17 protein-coding genes are annotated in these 20,642 nt (G+C 60.8%); 7 read left to right on the top strand and 10 right to left on the bottom strand.

Going from position 1 to position 20,642, the window contains the following annotated elements:
* Positions 1 to 27: 27 nt before the first annotated feature.
* The 3 genes from LVW35_RS11510 to LVW35_RS11500 are packed head-to-tail and all read right to left on the bottom strand — an operon-like array spanning position 28 to position 3,787.
* Positions 28 to 1,320 carry an NAD(P)/FAD-dependent oxidoreductase gene (locus LVW35_RS11510; RefSeq protein ID WP_233895598.1) on the bottom strand — a complete coding sequence of 431 codons (1,293 nt, stop codon included), beginning with the start codon at positions 1,318 to 1,320 and terminating at the stop codon, positions 28 to 30.
* Complete coding sequence (locus tag LVW35_RS11505) at positions 1,317 to 2,405, bottom strand: polyamine ABC transporter substrate-binding protein (RefSeq protein WP_233895597.1); 1,089 nt, start codon at positions 2,403 to 2,405, stop codon at positions 1,317 to 1,319. The genes LVW35_RS11510 and LVW35_RS11505 overlap by 4 nt, the downstream gene beginning before the upstream one ends.
* Positions 2,406 to 2,428: 23 nt before the next feature.
* Complete coding sequence (locus tag LVW35_RS11500) at positions 2,429 to 3,787, bottom strand: glutamine synthetase family protein (RefSeq protein WP_233895596.1); 1,359 nt, start codon at positions 3,785 to 3,787, stop codon at positions 2,429 to 2,431.
* A gap of 140 nt (positions 3,788 to 3,927) precedes the next feature.
* On the opposite strand from LVW35_RS11500, the gene LVW35_RS11495 reads away from it, so the two are divergent.
* The gene (locus LVW35_RS11495) at positions 3,928 to 4,824 is read left to right on the top strand and encodes a helix-turn-helix domain-containing protein (protein ID WP_233895595.1); all 897 of its coding nucleotides are present in this window, start codon (positions 3,928 to 3,930) and stop codon (positions 4,822 to 4,824) included.
* Between the two features lie 87 nt (positions 4,825 to 4,911).
* The gene (locus tag LVW35_RS11490; RefSeq protein ID WP_233895594.1) at positions 4,912 to 7,062 is read left to right on the top strand and encodes a TonB-dependent siderophore receptor; all 2,151 of its coding nucleotides are present in this window, start codon (positions 4,912 to 4,914) and stop codon (positions 7,060 to 7,062) included.
* A gap of 3 nt (positions 7,063 to 7,065) precedes the next feature.
* On the opposite strand, the gene LVW35_RS11485 is transcribed toward LVW35_RS11490, so the two are convergent.
* From LVW35_RS11485 to LVW35_RS11475, 3 genes are all read right to left on the bottom strand, one after another.
* A complete protein-coding gene (locus LVW35_RS11485) occupies positions 7,066 to 7,503 on the bottom strand; it encodes a carboxymuconolactone decarboxylase family protein (RefSeq protein ID WP_233895592.1) in 438 nt (145 codons plus the stop codon).
* A gap of 224 nt (positions 7,504 to 7,727) precedes the next feature.
* A complete protein-coding gene (locus tag LVW35_RS11480) occupies positions 7,728 to 8,987 on the bottom strand; it encodes an IS256 family transposase (RefSeq protein WP_233891656.1) in 1,260 nt (419 codons plus the stop codon).
* A gap of 75 nt (positions 8,988 to 9,062) precedes the next feature.
* The gene (locus tag LVW35_RS11475) at positions 9,063 to 9,971 is read right to left on the bottom strand and encodes a LysR family transcriptional regulator (RefSeq protein ID WP_233895590.1); all 909 of its coding nucleotides are present in this window, start codon (positions 9,969 to 9,971) and stop codon (positions 9,063 to 9,065) included.
* Positions 9,972 to 10,175: 204 nt separating this feature from the next.
* Between LVW35_RS11475 and LVW35_RS11470 the strand changes: the two genes are divergently transcribed.
* Together LVW35_RS11470 and LVW35_RS11465 are read left to right on the top strand one after the other, a co-directional pair.
* Positions 10,176 to 10,574, top strand: a complete 399-nt coding sequence (locus LVW35_RS11470; protein ID WP_233895588.1) for a helix-turn-helix domain-containing protein — start codon at positions 10,176 to 10,178, stop codon at positions 10,572 to 10,574.
* A gap of 58 nt (positions 10,575 to 10,632) precedes the next feature.
* Positions 10,633 to 13,395 (top strand): ATP-binding protein, encoded by a 2,763-nt coding sequence (locus LVW35_RS11465; RefSeq protein ID WP_233895586.1) that lies wholly within the window; start codon positions 10,633 to 10,635, stop codon positions 13,393 to 13,395.
* On the opposite strand, the gene LVW35_RS11460 is transcribed toward LVW35_RS11465, so the two are convergent.
* Together LVW35_RS11460 and LVW35_RS11455 are read right to left on the bottom strand one after the other, a co-directional pair.
* Complete coding sequence (locus LVW35_RS11460; RefSeq protein ID WP_233895585.1) at positions 13,342 to 14,865, bottom strand: winged helix-turn-helix domain-containing protein; 1,524 nt, start codon at positions 14,863 to 14,865, stop codon at positions 13,342 to 13,344. The genes LVW35_RS11465 and LVW35_RS11460 overlap by 54 nt on opposite strands.
* A 95-nt stretch (positions 14,866 to 14,960) precedes the next feature.
* The gene (locus LVW35_RS11455; RefSeq protein ID WP_233895584.1) at positions 14,961 to 15,911 is read right to left on the bottom strand and encodes a GlxA family transcriptional regulator; all 951 of its coding nucleotides are present in this window, start codon (positions 15,909 to 15,911) and stop codon (positions 14,961 to 14,963) included.
* Positions 15,912 to 16,090: 179 nt separating this feature from the next.
* Here LVW35_RS11455 and LVW35_RS11450 point away from each other — a divergent pair, with 179 nt between their 5' ends.
* The 3 genes from LVW35_RS11450 (at position 16,091) to LVW35_RS11440 (ending at position 18,689) form a co-directional block, all read left to right on the top strand.
* On the top strand, positions 16,091 to 16,813 hold the full coding sequence (locus tag LVW35_RS11450) for a pirin family protein (RefSeq protein ID WP_233895583.1): 723 nt from the start codon (positions 16,091 to 16,093) through the stop codon (positions 16,811 to 16,813).
* 145 nt (positions 16,814 to 16,958) lie between these two features.
* Entirely contained in the window at positions 16,959 to 17,228 is a 270-nt protein-coding gene (locus LVW35_RS11445; RefSeq protein WP_233895582.1) for a hypothetical protein, read from the top strand.
* Between the two features lie 378 nt (positions 17,229 to 17,606).
* A complete protein-coding gene (locus LVW35_RS11440) occupies positions 17,607 to 18,689 on the top strand; it encodes an LLM class flavin-dependent oxidoreductase (protein WP_233895581.1) in 1,083 nt (360 codons plus the stop codon).
* A 76-nt stretch (positions 18,690 to 18,765) separates the two neighbouring features.
* Here the strand turns inward: LVW35_RS11440 and LVW35_RS11435 are convergent, their stop codons facing one another.
* Together LVW35_RS11435 and LVW35_RS11430 are read right to left on the bottom strand one after the other, a co-directional pair.
* Entirely contained in the window at positions 18,766 to 19,560 is a 795-nt protein-coding gene (locus tag LVW35_RS11435) for a class II aldolase/adducin family protein (protein ID WP_233895580.1), read from the bottom strand.
* A gap of 107 nt (positions 19,561 to 19,667) precedes the next feature.
* Positions 19,668 to 20,573: a LysR family transcriptional regulator gene (locus LVW35_RS11430; protein WP_233895578.1), complete on the bottom strand. Its 906-nt coding sequence runs from the start codon at positions 20,571 to 20,573 to the stop codon at positions 19,668 to 19,670.
* Positions 20,574 to 20,642: the final 69 nt, after the last annotated feature.

The raw sequence follows: 20,642 nt of genomic DNA, 5'->3' as shown, positions 1-20,642 counted from the left end.
GCTCCCACATTTGGATTGTGGTGTCGGTTAGATCAACTCCCGCAACCGATACCACAACATCCCCAGTGCCAACAGCGGCGAACGCAATGCCTTGCCGCCGGGAAACGTCATATGGGGTACTTGACTGAAAATATCCAGGCCAGTGCTGCGTCCGGCGTGGATACCTTCGGCCAGCAGCCTTGCACACCAGTGCGTCACATTCAGCCCATGCCCGGAATACCCCTGGGCATAAAACACATTCGGGTACTGCTTCAGGCGCCCCACCTGCGGGAAGCGGTTGGCGGTGATGCCGATCTTGCCGCCCCACTGAAACTCGATGGCGGTATTGGCCAATTGCGGAAACACCTTGAGCATTTTCGGCTGCATGTAGGCGGCGATGTCCGCCGGATCGCGTCCGGAGTAATGGCAGGCGCCGCCGAACAGCAGGCGACGGTCAGCGGACAATCGGTAGTAATCCAGCCCGACCTTCTGGTCGCACAGCGCGAGGTTCTGCGGGATCAATTGGTTGGCCAATGCTTCTGAAAGCGGTTCGGTGGCGATGATGTAACTGCCTGCCGGGAGTACCTTGCCGCTCAAGCGCGGTTCCAGTTCCTCCAGATGGGCATTGCATGCCAGCACCAGGTTGTCGGCACGCACCGTGCCACCGGCGCAGCGCACCTGCACCGTGTCGCCATGGAGCAGTTCCAGCACTTCGGTGTGCTCGAAGATCCGCACCCCGAGGGATTCGGCCAGCCGAGCTTCACCCAGTACCAGGTTCAGCGGATGCAAATGCCCGGAGCCCATGTCCACCAAGCCACCGGCATACATCGTCGAACCCACCACTTGCCGCATGTCCCCAGGGCCGACCAATCGGGTTTCATGGGTGTACCCCAGCGCCGCCAAGTGCGCCTGCTCGCCCTTGAACGCCGCGAATTGCGCCGGGGTATTGGCCAACTCGCAAAAGCCCCAGCGCAGGTCACAGTCGATGTTATGCGCCAGGATACGCTCGCCCACCAAGGCAACCGAGTCGATGCCGGCGTGCTCCAGGTAACGCACACCCTCCTCCCCCACGTACTTGGCGAATCCAGACACATCATGGCCGATACCGCGAATCAACTGCCCGCCGTTGCGCCCGCTGGCGCCCCAGCCAATACGTCGGGCTTCCAGCAGGATCACCGAGAGCCCACGCTGGGCAAGTTCGATGGCGGTGTTGACGCCGGTGAACCCGCCGCCGATCACGCATACATCGGCGGTCAGATCGGCCCCCAATGCGGGCCGCTCCGTCAGGGCGTTGGCCGTAGCCCGGTAATAGGACCGGGCGTGGTCAGTCGACTGCATCATTTGTTGGTCTTCACTTTGCTCCAGGCGCGGGTCATCAGGCGCATGGTCGCCGGGGTCGGCGTGGTGGAAATATAGAGTTTGTCGAGCACGTCCTGCGGCGGGTACACCTCAGGGTTGTTCACCAGTTCCGGGTCCATGAAGGCCTTGGCCGCCGGGTTGGCGTTGGCATACCCCACCGAAGCACTGACCTTGGCGATCACCTCTGGGTCGAGCAGGTAATTGATGAACGCGTGGGCTTCTTTCGGGTTGCTCGCGTCGGCGGGAATCGCCAGCAGGTCGAACCACAGGTTGGAGCCTTCCTTGGGAATCGAATACGCAATGTTCACCCCATTCTTGGCTTCTTTGGCGCGATTGGCAGCCTGGAACACGTCGCCGGAATAACCGAAGGCCACGCAGATATCACCGTTGGCCAGGTCCGAGATGTACTTGGAAGAATGGAAGTACGTGATGTACGGGCGCAGCGTGAGCAGCTTGGCCTCAGCCTGCTTGTAATCCTCAGCGTTCTCGCTGCGCGGGTCCTTGCCCATGTAGTTGAGAATCGCCGGGAACAGCTCGTCCGCCGAATCGAGGAAAGCTACGCCGCACTGATTGAGCTTCTTGATGTTCTCGGGCTCGAACAGCACCGCCCATGAATCGATATGATCGATGCCCAGCACCTGCTTGACCTTGTCGACATTGTAGCCGATGCCATTGGTGCCCCACAGGTAGGGTACCGAGTGCGCGTTGCCTGGGTCATTATTTTCCAACAGCTTGAGCAGCTTGGGGTCGAGGTTCTTGAAGTTGGGCAGTTGCGCGCGGTCGAGCTTGAGGAACGCACCGGCCTTTACCTGGCGCGCCAGGAAGTGGTTGGACGGCACCACCACGTCGTAGCCGGTGCGCCCGGCGAGCAACTTGCCCTCCAGGGTTTCGTTGGAGTCGAACACGTCGTAGATCGGCTTGATTCCGGTCTTGGCCTGGAAGTCGGCCAGGGTGGTCTCGCCGATATAGTCGGTCCAGTTGTAGACGCTGACCGTCGGCGCCGCCTGGCTGGCGCTGCTGAACGCGGCCACCAGGGCCAGCGGGAGAAGCTGTTTCACAAGACGCATATCGACACCCCTTTATTGGTTTTTCAGACGCTTAACAGCAGGAACTCACGCTCCCAGGAACTGATAACCCGCTTGAAATTCTCGTGCTCGGCGCGCTTGACCGCGACGTAGCCGCGCACGAACTTGTCGCCCAGGTACCGCTTGACCGTGTCGCAATCCTCCATGCGTGCCAGCGCATCTTCGAGGGTGAACGGCAGGCGCAGGTTGCGGCGCTCGTAGGCGCGGCCCTCCACCGGCGCGCTGGGTTCGATCTGTTCGGTCATCCCGAGGTAGCCACACAGCAGGCTAGCCGCAATCGCCAGGTAGGGATTGGCATCGGCGCCAGGCAAGCGGTTTTCGACGCGCATGGCGTCGGGGCTGGAGGTGGGCACGCGCAGGCCGACGGTGCGGTTCTCTTCGCCCCACTCGACGTTGACCGGCGCCGAGGTGTCCGGCAGGAAGCGGCGGAACGAGTTCACGTTCGGCGCAAACATCGGCAGCAGCTTGGGAATGTACTTCTGCAAGCCGCCGATGTGGTGCAGGAACAGTTGGCTCTTGTTGCCGTCGGCATCGACAAAGACCGGTTTGCCGGTGGCGATATCCACCACACTTTGGTGCAGATGCATGGCGCTGCCCGGCTCGTCAGCCACCGGCTTGGCCATAAAGGTCGCGGCTACGTTGTGCTTGAGAGCGGCCTCGCGCAGGGTGCGTTTGAACACGGTGATCTGGTCGGCCAGGTCAAGGGCGTCGCCATGGCGGAAGTTGATTTCCATCTGCGCCGGGCCGTCTTCGTGGATCAGCGTGTCGAGGTCCAGGCCCTGGGCTTCGCACCAGTCGTAGACGTCCTCGAACAATGGGTCGAATTCGTTGGCGGCATCGATGGAAAAAGACTGGCGCCCGGTTTCGGCGCGGCCGGAGCGGCCTACCGGGGTTTTCAACGGCAGGTCCGGGTCTTCGCAGCGCTGGGTCAGGTAGAACTCCATTTCCGGCGCGACGATCGGCTGCCAGCCCCGATCGGCGTAGAGCTGCAGGACCTTCTTCAGCACGTTGCGCGGCGACAACTCGATGGGGTTGCCCTGCTTGTCGAAGGTGTCGTGGATCACGATCGCGGTGGGTTCGATGGCCCAGGGCACAACGTAAGTAGCATTGGAAACAGGGCGACAGATCATGTCGATGTCGGCCGGGTCGAGCAGGTCGTAGTAAATGTCGTCGTCGACAAAGTCCCCGGTTACCGTTTGCAGCAGCACACTTTCCGGCAGGCGCATGCCTCGCTCATGCAGGAACTTGTTGGTGGGCGCAATCTTGCCGCGTGCGATGCCAGTCAAATCACTGATCACGCATTCGACTTCGGTAATCTTGTGTTCTTTCAGCCAGGCGGACAGCTGATCGAAGGGGGCGTTCATAAGGACCTCGTCATGGGTTGGGTGCGTGCACCGGCTTGTACTCCTGGCGCATTGAGGTCTATCTTGATGCCGCCGCCCCTGCGGCATCTATCCACTTTGCACGAGCCACAACGCACCAATAGAGTGCGCCCAGGTTACCCATGACACAGGCAACAGCTTTGCGCGTACAGGCCTTCACCACCGGTGACGTGGCCGCTCAATGCAGTGCGACACCCGGCTGGGTGCAACAGTACCAGCAGATGTCCCCGGGGCATTTTGCCGGGCGAATCCGCTACCTGGACCTGCAAGGTGTGGAGGTATACGAAGAGTGCATGAACACCCGCGTGGAGCAGCATTTCAATGCACCGCCTGGTTCGTTGGCCTTTTATTTCGACGGCAGTGACAACACGCTGTACCTGCTCAATGGCGAAAGCCGCAACACCTGGATCACCCCGGAAAACTACCGTGAAGTAGCGGTGGTGTTCGGACCGCAGTTCGTGCAACGCCATGGGCTGGAGGTGGCGAAACTTGAAGGCCTGTTCATGGCGCCGCTGACCTGCCAGCAGAATGGGCTATTCAGTCGCTGGCTGAGTGGCACCCTCACACGCCTGTCCAGCGACATCGACCCCGCCAGCCGCGACACGCTGACCCAGCAATTGCTGGACGATTGCCTGTTCATCCTCGACAACGCTTGCGTATGCCTGGACCGCCACTCATTACAGCGGCGCAGCGAGGAACGCCGGCTGATGGCGCGCATCGGCGAATGGGCGGCGGATGCGCCGGACGAGACCGTCAACCTGCTGGAACTGGCGCGTATTGCCGACGTGCCGTTGCGTCAGTTGCAACAGGGCTTCAAGACCTACACCGGGATGAGCCCGGCGCAGTGGTTGAGGTTGCGCCGTTTGAATGGGGCGCGGCGGGAGTTGCTGGGTTCAGCGGATGCCACCGTGGCCGAGGTGGCGATGAACTGGTCGTTCTGGCATCTGGGGCGGTTTTCCAACAGTTACCGCGCATTGTTCAAGGAACTGCCGAGTGAAACGCTAAAGCACCGCCACTAACGCAGAAGCCTTCTCAATACCTTGTAAAACCTGGCCGATATGCCTAGCTTATGCGCCCCCCGCCCCGCGCTTTAAGGCCCTGCCCCCATGGTTTTGCGTTTTCGTCCCGTCGTCACCTCACGTTTCGCCCTCGGCCTGCTGCTCAGCGGCGGAATAGGTAACAGCCTGGCGGCTGAAATCGAACTGCCGGCGGTGAAAATCCAGGGCCAGGATGAATCCGGCTACCGCAGTGAAACCGCCTCGGTGGGCGGCTTCGATGACGCACCGCTGCTGGACACTCCAGCCTCGATCACGGTGATCAACGCCGCACTGATCAAGGACCAGCAGGCGCGCCTGCTCAGCGAAGTGCTGCGCAACGACGCCTCGGTGGGCGACAGCTATGCGCCCATCGGCTACTACGAGAACTTTGTAGTGCGCGGTTTCTCGCTGAATGCGGCCAGCAGTTACAAGATCAACGGGCGCACCATCACCGGCGAACAGAACGTCGCGCTGGAAAACAAACAGCAAGTAGAAGTGCTCAAGGGCCTGGCGGGCCTGCAAAGCGGGATCTCCGAGCCCAGTGGCGTGATCAACTACGTGACCAAGCGCCCGGAGGATGTACGCTCGGTGACCGTCTCTACCGACGACCGCGGCAGCGGCTACCTCGCCACCGACGTCGGCGGTTGGTTTGGCAGTGAGCAACAGTTCGGCCTGCGCACCAACGTGGCCCATGAAGACCTCAACTCCTATGTGGAACACGCCAATGGCCAGCGTGACTTTGTGTCCCTGGCGTTCGACTGGAACATCAGCCCCGACGCGGTGTTGCAACTGGACGCCGAGTACCAGAACAAGCAACAGCGTTCGGTGCCGGGCTACCAATTGCTCGGCGGCACCGAAGTGCCCCACGATGCCTCGCCGAAAAAGCTGCTGGGCCACCAGAGCGGTTCGAAGCAAGTCGGTATTGATTCACTGAACCTCAACGGCAAGTTCGAGTACCGCTTCAGCGATCGATGGAAAGGCAACCTCAGCGCCGCCCGCAGCAAGGTGGTGATCGATGATTACAGCTCGTTTGCGTATGGCTGCTTCTACGTGACCGATTGCGGCACCGCTTTTTTCAGCCCAACCGGCGACTATGACGTCTACGACTACCGCAGTCCCGACGACACCCGCCGTGACGACGAAGTGCAGGCAGCGATGACCGGGCTGTTCGACACCGGCAGCCTGGGCCATGAACTGACCTTCGGCACCAGCGCATTCCGCCGTGTGGTCGACAAGCGCAAGTCAGTCAACGAATACATCGGTAGCTCCAACATCACTGTCGACGCCCCGACCTTCCCCCCTACCGACGTGCCGCTCAACGACAAGCACAAGCGTCTCGACAGCCGCCAATACGGCCTGTTCGTCACCGACCGCATTCGCCTCAACGAGCAATGGCAAACCATCCTCGGCGGCCGCGAAGTGCGCCTGGATGAAAAAGCCTTCGACCAGAACGGCAACCAACAACGCCACACCCAGCAATACGAGTTCCTGCCCCAGGCATCGTTGATCTATAAACCGGTGGACAATGTGTCGCTGTACACCAGCTACAGCAAAGGCCTGTCCCTGGGCGGCGAGGCGCCATGGACCACCAACAACGACGGTGAAACCCTGGCCCCCACCCCCTCACGTCAAATCGAAGCCGGGGTGAAATACGACTGGCGCCGCATGAGCTTCACCGCCGCCGTATTCCAGACCCGCCAGGCCTACCAATACGCCAAACCCAATAGCGCTGGCACATTCGACTATGTGCAACAGGGCGAGCAAAAGAACACCGGCCTGGAACTGTCGGCCAACGGCTGGGCCACCGAGCGCCTGCAGATCGCAACCAGCGTGGCGGCGATTCGTGCGCGGGTGACCGGCAGTGGTACTGCGGACTATGAGGGCCACCAAGCGATCAACGTACCCAAGCTGCGTGCCAGTGTGTATGCGGACTATGCGTTGCCCTGGGTCAACGGCCTGGCGGTACTGGGCGGCGTGCAATACAGCGCCAAGAAGTACGCCAACCGCAGCGGCAATGTGGAGGTGGGGGATTACGCCGTGGTAAACGTGGGCAGCCGCTATACCACCAAGGTGAGCGGCTATGAAACGGTGTTCCGCCTGAGCGTCGACAACCTGTTCGACAAGCGCTACTGGCGCGACGCGGGCGAGTACATGGGCGATGACTATGTGTTCCAGGGCGCGCCACTGACGGCGCGCTTGAGTGCGTCGGTCAACTTCTAAAGCTTACTTCGGCATCTTGCGGAAACCCACCGCCAGACGGTTCCAGCTGTTGATGGTGGCGATGGCCAAGCTCAGGTCGACTTGTTCCTGGGCGCTGAATTCGGCGGCCAGTGCGTTGAAGTCTTCGTCCGGGGCGTGGGTGTGGCTGATCAGGGTCAGGCTCTCGGCCCAGGCCAGCGCGGCGCGTTCACGCGGGGTGAAAAATGGTGTTTCGCGCCAGGCCGACACGGTGTACAGACGGCGTTCGGTCTCGCCGCCTTTGCGGGCGTCGGCGGTGTGCATGTCGAGGCAGAAGGCGCAGCCGTTGATCTGCGACACGCGCAAACGCACCAGCTCCAGCAATGGCAGTTCGATGGACAGTTTGCCGACGGCGGCTTCCAGGGCGAGCATGGCTTTCATGGCGTCTGGGGAGGCGGTGTAGAAATCGGTACGGGTTTGCATGGTGTTGCTCCAAGGCAGTGGGAATTGATGGCTAGGTTAGTCATCGGGCCTCGGGGGAGGAATATCCAATTCTGGGGAAGAATGGGTGACCAATTTTTGGGGCTCTTTTCCAAAAGTGACCCGCCGTAAGGGAGGAACCATAAGTGGCCGTTACCGAAAAAGGGAGAGTGTCAGATTTTTTGTGTGCGGGCCGGTAACGGCCTGCCGTCAGGCAGGCCCTAGCTTTACCAGGTCGGCCTGATAAATCGATCTGCGTACAGGATCGCAAATTGATTCATCGCGCTCTTCCAGTCATGGGCTGCACTGCCCCAGTTCGCGGTGATATTGCGTAAACCCAGCCAAATCAGCTTCGTCGCGGCATCGTCCGTTGGGAAGTGGCCTCGCGTCTTGATGATCTTGCGCAACTGAGCATTGATGCTCTCGATGGCGTTGGTTGTGTAGATCACTTTGCGTATCGCCGGGGGAAACACGAAGAACGGGATAACCCGATCCCAAGCGCGCTTCCAAGCCGCCACAACCGTGGGATATTGCTTGCCCCAAGGCCCGGCTTCGAAGGCCAGCAGCGCTTGCTCGGCGAGGTCAGCATTGAGCGCTTGATAGATCGGCTTCAATGCCTTGGCCAGCTCACGGCGCTTGTCCCAGCCTGCGTAATCGAGGCTGTTGCGGATCAGATGGACGATGCAGGTCTGCAACGTCGTCTCAGGAAACACAGCACTCAGCGCTTCGGGCATGCCTTTGAGACCGTCAGTTACGGCGATCAAGACGTCCTCGACGCCTCGCGTTTTCAGGTCGTTGAAGACCTTCATCCAAAACTTGGCGCCTTCGGTTGTTTCAATCCAAATGCCCAGGATATCTCGGGTTCCGTCCGGCAATACGCCCAGTGCCAGGTAAATCGCTTTGTTGCGCACCAGGCCTTCGTCACGAATTTTGACTCGCAATGCATCGAAGAAAATTACCGGGTACATCGGTTCAAGCGGTCGCTGTTGCCAGGCGGCAACCTCCTCCAAAACGGCGTCAGTGACGGAACTGATAAAGTCGTGGGAGACTTCTGTTCCGTACTGTTCCGAGAGAAACGCCCTGATTTCGCGAACCGTCATACCTCGGGCATACATCGCGATGATCTTGTCATCAAAGCCTGTAAAACGGCGCTCATGCTTAGGGATCAAGATCGGGGCAAAACTTCCATCGCGATCTCTGGGAATATCCAGACGCAAAGGGCCGTCATCGGTCAGCACCGTTTTGCCACTCTTGCCATTGCGTTGGTTGCTCGAATCCTCAGGGCGCTCCGCGCCCTGAGGATAGCCAAGATGGTGGCCCAACTCGGCACCAAGAGCTCGCTCGATCAGCGCCTTTTTGAACGCCATCGAGGCGTCCTGAATGGCTTCGGCACTCATCGGACCGCTGACGAACTGGTCGATCAGCTCTTTGGGAATGGATGGAAGGTCTCGCGTGGCCTCACGGGCCGGTTTCTTTTTTGTCGGCATACATGCACCTCTAGCAACATGTTATGCCCGAACACAAAATTTATGACAGTCCCGAAAAAGGGGATATGTACTCAGTCAAACCACCCGAGCCATATGCTCCCCAATCCTCCCCCTCAGCCACCGCTCCGCCGGATCATTGTCATGCACCCCACTCCACACCATCGACAACTCCGCCGCATCAATCGCAAACGGCGGATCCTCCGCCCGCAACGACGTCCCGTCGGTCAACGCACACGCCGCATAATCCGGTACCGTCGCAATAATCTGCGTCCCCGCCAACAACGCCCGCAGCCCACTGAACTGCGGCACCGCCAACACCACCCGCCGCGCTCTACCAATCCGCGCCAGGTCCAGATCGATGTTGCCACTCAAGTCCCCCGAGAACGACACCATCGCATGGGGCCGCCCACAGTAGTCATCCAGAGTCAGCGGCTCGGTGCCGTCATCTCCTCGCAAGACCTTGCACGGAATATCCCGCAGCTTCTTGCGCTTGGCATTCGCTGGCAATTCAGTGGTGTAACTCACCCCCACCGAAATCTCACCGCTGGCCAGCAACGACGACATCAACAGGTAATTGGCCCGGCGCACCACCACGATGATGCCCGGCGCTTCTTCGCGCAATTGGCTGAGCAACGGCGGAAACAGACCAAACTCAGCGTCGTCTGAGAGACCAATGCGAAATACCGCACAGCTGGTGGAAGGGTCGAAATCCTTGGCACGGCTGACCGCGCCGGAAATGGTGTCCATGGCCGGTTGCAACTCCTTGAGTATCGCCACCGCGCGTGGCGTGGGCTCCATGCCCCGCCCGTTGCGCAATAGCAACGGGTCGTCGAACAGATCACGCAAACGCCCCAGCGCTGCACTCACTGCCGGTTGGCCCATGAACAGTTTTTCGGCGACGCGGGTCAGGTTCTTCTCGAACATCAGCGCCTCGAAAATCACCAGCAGGTTCATGTCGACGCGACGCAGGTCGTTGCGGTTCATGGTGGCATCCAAACGGTTGGCAGGCACACAGATAAGCACGCAAAACGCGATCCGCATTGCATGCCTGTGCTGTCTTTTCAACGCAGGCACCTGGCGAAATTAACAACGATTAACTCGTCAACCAGACGGTCCGGCAACAAGATAAGCCACGTCTACACTGCATCCATCCACCAGGAACGCTCCCATCGACTGCGGATTTTTGTCATGGCCCAACTAGAGCAATATGCCCCTCGTTTGTCCGCCACCGGTGGCCTGTGCCCACGGCGCGAGCGTATCGCCAAGCAACTGATCCTGGCCAACCTCGGCGAAAGCCTGGCGATTGCCGACCTGGCCCAGGCCTGCGCCTTGTCGCGCAGCCATTTTTCCCGCGCGTTCAAGTGCACTACAGGACTGTCACCGCAGGAGTGGATCCGCCAACAACGCATACAACGGGCCAAGGAGCTGATCACCAGCTCAACCCTGAGCCTGACGCAAATCAGCCTGGAATGCGGTTTTTGTGACCAGGCGCATTTCTGCCACATGTTCACCCGCAGCGAGGGCGTCAACCCGATGACTTGGCGAAATCACCACTCACGGCAAAAGCCGCAAGTGATCGCGGCCTAGTGGTCTGTACGTACCTGGAATATGCTGGCCGCTTCCCATTTTGCGAGCACGGCCCCCCATGAGCGACCCCGGCGACCAGGCCGTGCATTTCGGCCCTTATCGCATCCACCCGCGCCAACGTCTGGTGCTGGAGGCCGGTCACCCGTTGCGCCTGGGGCGCCGAGCGGTGGATATCCTGCTGATCCTGCTGGAGCAAGCCGGCAATGTGGTGAGCAAACAGGAACTGATCACCCGGGTCTGGCCCAACAGCGTGGTGGAAGACGGCAACCTGCGGGTGCATATGGCGGCGTTGCGCAAGGCACTGGGAGATGGTCAGGCCGGGCAGCGCTATATCGTGACCGTGGCCCAGCGTGGCTACAGTTTTGTTGCGCCACTGAGCATCGAGCCGATGACGCTGCCCACCGAGGGTGCACCCCAGCGCCCGTGCCACAACCTGCCGTTGCGTCGCACCCGGATGATCGGCCGCCAGGCCCTGATCGACAGCCTGGTGCAGCAACTGCCCGAACAACGCTTTATCACCCTGACCGGCGCCGGCGGCATCGGCAAGACCACCGTCGCGTTGCGCGTGGCGGAATTGCTGATCGGGCATTACCGCGACGGCATTCGCCTGCTCGACCTGGCGCCGCTGAACGCACCGTCGATGATTCTGCCCAACCTCGCCGCCCTGCTCGACCTCACCTACACCGGGCAAGAGCCTCTGGTCGCGTTTGCACGCTCCCTGCAGGAGCGTCAGTTGCTGCTGGTGATCGACAACTGCGAGCACCTGCTGGACGACATCGCCCTGATCAGCGAAACCCTGCTGCGCCATGCCCCCAGGTTGCATATCCTGGCCACCAGCCGCGAAGCATTGCGTGCCGAGGGCGAATACGTGCAGCGCCTGGAGCCCCTGGCCTGCCCGCCCGCCACCGGTAACCGCGCCCAGGCATTGGGCTATCCGGCCCTGCAGTTGTTGATCGAGCGGGCCATGTCCCATCAGGACAGCTTTGAACTGAGCGAAGCTGAATTGCCGCTGGCGATCGATATCTGCCAACGCCTGGACGGTATTCCCCTGGCGATTGAATTGGTGGCGGCGCAGATCGAACGCTTCGGCCTGCCCGGGCTGCTGGTGCAGATGGAAGACAACTTCCGCCTGCTGACCCGCGGCCGGCGTAGTGCGTTGCCACGTCACCAGACCCTGCGTGCCACGTTGGACTGGAGCTTCGAGCTGCTGAGCGCGTGCGAGCAGACATGCCTGCGTCGCCTGGCGGTATTCCGAGGAGGGTTCAGCCTGGTGAGCGCTGCGGCAGTGATCGCCGGGGAGCAGGTCGCACCGGCCGAGGTGTTGGGTTCGATCACTCAACTGGTCGCTAAATCGCTGCTTAATGTGGAAGCCGGTGATGACGAAATGGTCTATCGCCTGCTGGATATCACGCGCACCTATGCCCTGGAAAAACTCAGCGTTGCCGCTGAACTCGACGCTACCCGTGAGCGTCATGCAGCGCGCTGCCTGGCGCTGATGGAACAGGCGCGCGAAGATTGGGCGTTGATCGCGACGCAACCCTGGATCGACCGCTACGCGCCGCTGCGTGAGGACATTCGTGCCGCCCTCGACTGGGGGCTTGCGCAGGGCGGTGAACACCTTCTGGCCATCCGCTTGACCGTCAGTGCGATGCCGCTGTGGCAAGAGTTGTCATTGCTCAGGGAACACGGCTTGTATGTGGGCAAGGCGCTCGCGCTGATGGGTCGGAGCGGCACGCCCTGCCCCGAGCTGACGATGCAGCTGCAATTGGCGCTGGGCAGCCTGTCTTATCACGCAATGGGCGGGGCTCCCCAGACTATCGCAGCCTTCGTCAGTGCCCAGCGCCTGGCTGAGGAGCGCGAGGATATCGCCGGCCAATTGCGCGCGGTCTCCGGGCACATGGCAGTCAATTTATGTGCCGGCCGCTATCGCCAGGCGTTGGCGCAAAGTGTGCAATTTGATCGCCTCGACCCACGCACCGAGCCACTGCTGGACGTGAGCGCCCAACGCCTGCGCGTATTGGCGCAACACTACAACGGCAACCAGGCCCTCGCCCGGCACAACGCCGAGCAAGTAATCCAACGCATGTCACACAGCGGCCATCTCAACCGATTTGCCCACGGCATTGGCGTGCAATACGATCAGAACGTTGCCTCGCTGACCGTGTTGGCGCGAATCCTGTGGCTGCAAGGTTTTCCGGAGCAGGCCTGGCGTACTGCCCACCAGGCATTGGAATTGGCGTTGCAGATCAATCACGGGACTTCCATCTGCTACACCCTGGCCTTGGCAGGTGTGGTGATCGCCCGCTACAACGGTGACACCGAGACCGCCCGGGATATGCAGGCGCTGCTGCTGGAGCACGCTCACAAACACTCTGTGCGGTTGTTCCAGACCTGGGCGGGACACTATGCCGGCCTTCTTGGGCGCAGTGAGCTGCAGGGCCTGGGGCTGATCGAAGACATCCTGGTCACACTGGGTGTGCACGGGCCTGATGAAACGGCCTTCGAGCGCGCCCGCACAGGCGGCGCCGGCTGGTGCGCGCCAGAGGTTCTGCGGGTACGCGCCGACAGCCTGACCGATTCCCGCCTGGCCGAAATGCTCCTGCTGGAAGCCCTGGGCCTGGCGCACCAGCAAGGCGCGCTCGCCTGGGAATTACGCTGTGCGACCTCATTGGCGAAGTTGTGGCAGGCGCAAGGCCGTGTGCAGGCTGCGCGCGACTTGCTGAGTTCAATTTACGCGCGCTTCACAGAAGGCTTCGCCACCGCGGACCTAATCCGCGTACGCGGCCTGCTCGATGAGTTGCAAGACAAACGGCCGGCCTGAAAACGGTCCCAGGTAATGCCCATATCCCTGCTGCAAATGCGCCATCTGCTGGGGGTCGCGCAGTTGCGCCAGCGCATAGCTGCGCACGCAATTGAGCAGCCGGTAGCGCGGGTTGCCCGGTCCAGGTTCGACGGTCAGCAGTGATGTGGCAATAAGACGCCCCAGCAGGTAAGACAGGTCGGCGTGTTCCAGCTCGGTGCCGGCGACCAGTTCGCTCAGGGTAGGCAAAGTCACCGCCATCTTGAACAAGCCCAATTGCAAGAACAGCCAACGCTCCGGCAGGCTCAGTCGCTGGTAGGTCCAATCCAGGGCTGCGCTAAGGGATTGATGCCGCTCTACCGCCGTGCGTCGGCCCCGTGTCAGCACCTGCAAGCCCTGGCGCAGTTGCTGCTGCAAACCGCGTATGCCCAAGGCATCCACTTGGGCTGCCGCCAACTCCAACGCCAGGGGAATGCCGTCGAGGCGTCGGCAGATATCCCGCAGCGGTGCGAGGTCCTGGCGCCGCAATACAAACCCCTGCTGACCGGCACGCACCCGTGCGACGAACAGTTGCACGGCCGGATACACCATCGCCTGTTCAACACTGCCGAGCGCCGACGGTGCTGGCACCATCAGCCGGGGCACGCGTTGCGTCCATTCGCCTTGGGTTTGCAGGGCCTCACGGCTGGTGATCAGCACGCGGACCTGGGGTGCTGCTTCGCGTAGCACACGTACCAGATGGCGACAGGCGCCAAGCAACAGGTCGGCGCCGTCGAGTACCAATAACAGCTGGCGGGAGGCCAACTGACGGCTCAGTTGCGTGGCATTCTCGCAAGGCTCCAAATGCAACGCTGTGGCGAGGTGGCGCAGCATGCTCTTCGGCGCCTGCACCGTGTCCAGGTCGACCCACCACACACCGTCCCGATAGTGTGGCAATACGCGCTCGGCCAACGCCAGAGCCACGGTGCTCTTGCCGACGCCGGCGCACCCAGTGAGCGTCATCAGGCGTTGACCCGACAGACGCCGCACCAGCACACCCAATAGTTCATCACAGCCCATCACCGGGCTGAGCCGCACGGCCAGATTGTGCCTAGGTAGCGCGACCTGTACAGCGCCGTGCACAGGCGCTGCGAAACAGTAGCCACGCTGTGGGTCGTTGAGAATCAAACGTTGCCCATTAAGGGCCCGACGCAGTGCAGCGATGTGCACCCTCAGGTTGTTTTCCTCGACCACTCTGTTCGGCCACACCCGCTCGATCAAGGTACCCTTGCTGATGTACTGCCCGGGCGTTTCGAGCAGTACCGTAAGGATATCCAATGCGCGTCCGCCCAAAGGCACTGGCCAGCCTGCCTTGCTGACCAGCCGCTGTTGCCGGTGAAAGACATAGGCACCGAAGCGCACCGTGCCATCAGCGTCAATCGCCTGAGGGTTGTTCATCTTTATAAAAGCGCTGAAACGCCCGGCCTTGGGCGTTCGCGCATCCTTTTCCATGGGCTTGACGCTATCTTGCCAGTTGGCGATGACAGGACAATGCTGGCACGGGGAATGACACGGACATTCGGGTGCGCGAGACGGACATTCTGTCGTTAACTGAACTGCTGTCGGTATTGGGTCGGGTTAAGACCCAGTTTTTCGCTGAACAGAAAGCGCATATGTCGCACACTGCCGAAGCCCGCGTGGAAAGCCACGGTCTTCAGCGGCAGGTCTGTGGTTTCCAGTAACTGCCGGGCGCGGTCAATGCGCGCGCCCTGCAGGAACGCCATGGGCGTCATCTGCACGTCCTTGGCGAACAGCCGCGCAAAGTGGCGCGCGCTCATGCCGGCCAATTCGGCCATGGACTCGATGGTATAGGCCTGTTCCAGATGCTCCAGTACATGGTTTTGCACGCGGGTAATCGCAGTTTCCTGGGGGGCCACTGCCGCCGTCATCGGGCTGAACTGGGCTTGGCCGCCCTGGCGCTTCATCACTACCAAAAGCACCTTGGCCACCTCCACGGCGACTTGCTTGCCGTGGTCCTGGGCGACCACTGACAGCGCCAGGTCGATACCGGCCGTGACGCCACCCGAGGTAACCAGGCGCCCGTCCTGCAAATAGATACGGTCGGTTTCGACAATCGCCTTGGGAAACGCCTTGATCAACCGCTCGGTGTAGTGCCAGTGGGTGGTTACGCGGTGATCGTCCAGCAGGCCCGCATGCCCCAGCACAAAGGCCCCGGTGCAGATCGAGCCGAAGCGCCGCGCCCGTGGGGCGGCTGCCCTGAGCCACGACAGCAACGCAGGGTGGCATTCGTTGTAGGCACCGGGACCGCCAGGCACCAGCAACAGGTCGTAGGCGTCCTGGGCCTGATCCAACAGCAAGTCGGTTTGCACCACCACCCCATTGGAGGCGCGCAACGGACCGGGCTCGATACCGATGGTAAGAATCTGGTAGTGAGCCGCCGACGGCAGGTAGCGGTTGGCAATCGAGAACACTTCGAGCGGCCCGGCCATGTCGAGCAGGAGGAAATCCGGAAACAGTGTCATGGCCACGGTTTTCATATCAGGAGAGCCCATCGAGAAGGAATGCGGCGGACATTATTACACGTTCACAACTGTCCACCTCAAGGAGACAGTCATTCAAATTTCAGCTTCTTAATGAATCCCACGCTAACCATTAACCTTCTTCTCAACGCCGGAGCCCTGCATGTCGCAGCCCGCTCCCACTTGAGGACAAGACCATGCTGACCCTTCGCAAAGCTTCCGAACGCGGCGCCGCCAATCACGGTTGGTTGAAGTCGTTTCACACCTTCTCGTTCGCCAACTACTGGAACCCCTCAGAACAGGGTTTTTCCGACCTGCTGGTGATCAACGATGACCGCGTTGCAGCCGGTAAAGGCTTTGGCCAGCACCCGCACCGCGACATGGAGATCTTCTCCTATGTGCTGGAAGGCGCCCTCGAACACAAGGACACCCTGGGCACCGGCTCGGTGATCCGCCCCGGCGATGTGCAACTGATGAGCGCCGGCAGCGGCGTGGCCCACAGCGAGTTCAACCACAGCCAGACCCGTGGCGTGCACTTTCTGCAGATCTGGATCGTGCCTGCGGTGGCCGGCGCCGAACCGCGCTATCAGCAGGAGCACTTCAGCGAGGCGCAGAAACGTGGGCGCCTGCAGTTGATTATCTCGCCGGATGGCAACGACGGCTCCCTCAGCGTGCGCCAGGACACACGGGTGTATGCCGGGCTGTTCGACGGCAATGAAGCCGCGGCCCTGGACCTGCCGCCGGATCGCCATGCGTACATCCATGTGGCCCGAGGCAGCGTTGAAGTCAACGGGCAGCGCTTGCTGGAAGGTGACGGCGCACGCGTGCGGGATGAACGGCAAATCCGCCTGAGCCAGGGCGAGGACGCCGAGGTGCTGGTGTTCGACCTGCGCCCGCAGGAACTGCCACAGATGCCATGACTGGCCCAGCGATGGCTCGCCAAAACGAGCCATCGTTGGCATCGATAGTCACCATCAGCCCAATGAAGTTCTCTTAAAAAATGCAACGCGTAACATCAACCCCATACCAGCAACAACCCAACTCAAACACTCGGAGCACACCCTCATGAAACGCCAAATCTTGCTTAGCCTCGCTTTTTCGGTACTTGCTGCAAACGCATTTGCTCACCCGGTTGTTGCTGAAGGCGGCGCGGATCGCCTGATCGAAAGTCGCATTGCAGAGGGTGGCTCGGACCGCCTGCAAGGTAACCGCGTTGCCGAAAACGGTTCGGACCGCCTGTTGGAACGTCGTGTCGCCGAAGGCGGTGCTGATCGTCTGCAGGAACGTGGCCTGGCTGAAGGCGGTGCTGATCGCCTGCAAGGCAACAACGCTTAACCCCGCACGGCTTGCGGGAACCCCAAACCGGCCTGATCAGCCGGTTTTTTTTCGCCTTCGATTTCTGTTGCCGTGCCTCGATGCACGTGTACACCCGCTACACGGTTTCCAGCGTGTAGTGCCCTCAATATCTATCGTTAACGCCCCTTCGAGCATCGTCGCAAATAAAAAACCTCAGTGAACGTCTCTCCAGGAATAACCCAACACACAAAAAATGCAAATTACTGATATATCGAATAAATCATGATTCTATATTTTAATAATTAGATTAGAACCAATCGGCATTTTACAGCCCCGGCCACTGCCCCTACCTTGGACGCGAATAACCGACCCCTTGCCCGGTGGAGGTGTCCCTCACGCACAATACAAGGACAGACCATGAGCATCGAATTCATCGGCTACATCGGCGGCCACCACGCTTCCGAAATCCACCCGCGCAGCGGCCCTACCCTGCAACCCGACTACGTCGAGACCGTGGCCCGCGCCCACGAAGAAGCCGGCTTCGACCGCGCGCTGGTGGCCTTCCACTCCAACAGCCCGGACAGCATGCTGATCGCCTCCCACGCCGCCAGTGTGACCAAAAAACTTCAATTCCTCATCGCCCACCGCCCCGGCTTCGCCCAGCCCACTTTGGCCGCACGTCAGTTCGCTACCCTGGATGTGTTCAATGGAGGGCGCACGGCGGTGCACATCATCACCGGCGGCGACGACCGCGAACTGCGTGCCGATGGCAGCCATATCGGCAAGGATGAACGTTACGCGCGCACCGATGAATACCTGGGCGTGGTGCGCCAGGAGTGGACCAGCGAACAACCTTTTGACTTCAAGGGCACCTACTATCAGGTCGAAGGCGCGCACTCCACGGTGAAGTCGCCACAACAGCCGCATATCCCTCTGTACTTCGGCGGCTCTTCTACAGCGGCGATTGAAGTGGCCGGCAAACACGCTGATGTATATGCACTGTGGGGCGAAACCTACGAGCAAGTGCGCGAGATCGTGACCCGGGTACGCGCCGAAGCGGCCAAGCATGGGCGCACGATTCGTTTCAGTCTGTCGTTGAGACCAATCCTCGCCGAGACCGAAGAGCTGGCGTGGGCACGGGCCGACCGCATCTTGCAACAGGCGACCGAGTTGGCACAGCAGAGTGGTTTTGTACGGCGTGAACCGCCGAACGAAGGTTCGCGCCGTTTGCTCGCGGCGGCGGCACAGGGGTCGCGGTTGGATAAGCGTTTATGGACGGGAATTGCGGGGTTACTGGGCGCGCAGGGCAACTCCACCTCGCTGGTCGGTACGGCTGAGCAAGTCGCGCAGGCGTTGGTGGATTACTACGACCTGGGGATTACCACCTTCCTGATTCGTGGGTTTGATCCGTTGAATGATGCCATCGACTATGGCAAGCGACTGATTCCTCTCACCCGGCAGCTGATCGCTGAACGCGAGCAGGCCAAACAGGTCGCTTAATCAAGAACACCACACAACTAAATGTAGGAGCGGGCTTGCTCGCTCCCACATTTCTAGATTTTCAGTGGATTGAGTATCAGTTTTTGTAGTCGGTATCACTGCGTTCCAACTGCCGGATCAACGCATTCCAATGCCGCGCCACGCCCGGTCCCTCGCCGCTGGCGTGCGCCTTGGCCTGTTGCTCGACTTTCTCTACAACGTCCACCGGCGGGAAGATCAACTCCGCATTCCCCGCAGCCTGGGCTGCGATCTGGATATTGCAGGCCCGCTCCAGTTGCTGCAGTTGCTGAAACGCATGCTCTACGCTGACGCCTGCGGTCAACAGCCCATGGTTACGCAGGATCATCACACTCTTGTCGCCCAGGTCCGCGACTAACCGCTCGCGCTCGTCAAGGTCGAGGGCAATGCCTTCATAGCCGTGGTAGGCCACACGCCCGGAGAAACCAATCGAGTGCTGGGAGATCGGCAGCAAGCCGTCTTTTTGCGCTGACACCGCAATACCGTCGCGGGTGTGGGTGTGCAGCACCGCTTGCAGGTCATGACGTGCGCCGTGGATGGCGCTGTGGATCACATAGCCGGCGTAGTTGATGCCAAGGCCCGTAGGGTCGTCGACAATAGTGCCATCGAGGTCGACCTTGACCAGGTTGGAAGCGCTGATCTCATCGAACAACAGCCCAAACGCGTTGATCAGGAAATGCTCGTCCGGGCCCGGTACGCGTGCCGAGAAGTGGGTGTAGATGTGGTCGGTCCACTTGTACAAGGCCGCCAGGCGATAGGCGGCGGCCAGCTTGACGCGCACTTCCCACTCCTGCGGGGTGACGCGCTGACGAACATTGTTGGAGACGCTGGAAATCGAGGTGACGCTGCTCATGGCAAAACTTCCTGGATGGCCTTAAGGACTTCCAGGCAAGCCTATGGGATGCTCAAAAATAATAAAAAGCACATTTTAATCTAAGCTAATTATTATTTTTTTTCATATCAAGCTGCATCCTTGATCTTGTGCAGCGAGGCAGCGACCCACTTGCCAAACGCATCCACCGGCCCTTGCAGGTTCCCCAGGAAGTGCGGGTAGATCAGCCATAGATCCATCACCGGCTTGAAATCCTTGAGCGGCATCACCGCCAAGTGCTCACGGTGAGCGCTGCGCTCCAGCAATGGCCGCGGTACCAGGCCCAAGCCCAGGCCGTCAGCCACCAAACCCAACTGCAACTCGGTGCCGAAGGTTTCCAGATTGACCCGCAACGCCAGGCCCTGATCGGACAAGGTACGCTGCAAACCGGCGCGAAAACCGCAGCCGTCCGGGTTCAGAATCCAACCGTTCTGGTACACATCCGCCAGCTTGCAGGGCTTCTTCGGCAGTTGGGATTTGGCGCAGACCACCACCAGTTCCATCTTGCCGATCGACTCACCGATGATGTTGTCCGGGAAGATCTTACCCGCCGGGAACAGCGCCGCCGCCGCATCCAGCTCGCCGCGTTCGATCTTGCCGACCAACTGGCTGCCCCAGCCCGTGGCGACCTGCGCACGCAAGTCCGGGTATTCGGCACGCAGGTGCTTGAGCGCGTCCAGCAGCACCACATCACCGATGGTCTGCGGCACACCCAGGCGCAACAGACCGGTGGGCGGAGCATCGGTGGCCACCAGCTCACGCAGCGCATCCATTTCGCGCAGGATCAGCCGGCACTGCTCGTAGACGCGGGTGCCGATCAGCGTAGGCTTGAGGGGCTTGGTGTTGCGGTCGAACAGCTCCACCCCCAGCGCTTGCTCGAAGTTCTGCACGCGGCGGGTAATAGCCGGCTGGGTCAGTTGCAACGACTCGGCGGCATGGCTGATGGACTGGCAACGAATCACTTCGACAAAGGCATCGATATCGTCAATTTTCATTTGGGCCGCACATAGAGAACAGTCATTAAGATGTGTGCGAAGCATAGTTGCAGGAACGCTGCCTGGATA

The organism is Pseudomonas sp. HN11 (genome assembly GCF_021390155.1).
Taxonomy (GTDB): Bacteria; Pseudomonadota; Gammaproteobacteria; order Pseudomonadales; family Pseudomonadaceae; genus Aquipseudomonas.
The sequence above is the reverse complement of the archived record's forward strand: the minus strand, read 5'-3'. Positions and strand labels throughout refer to the sequence as shown.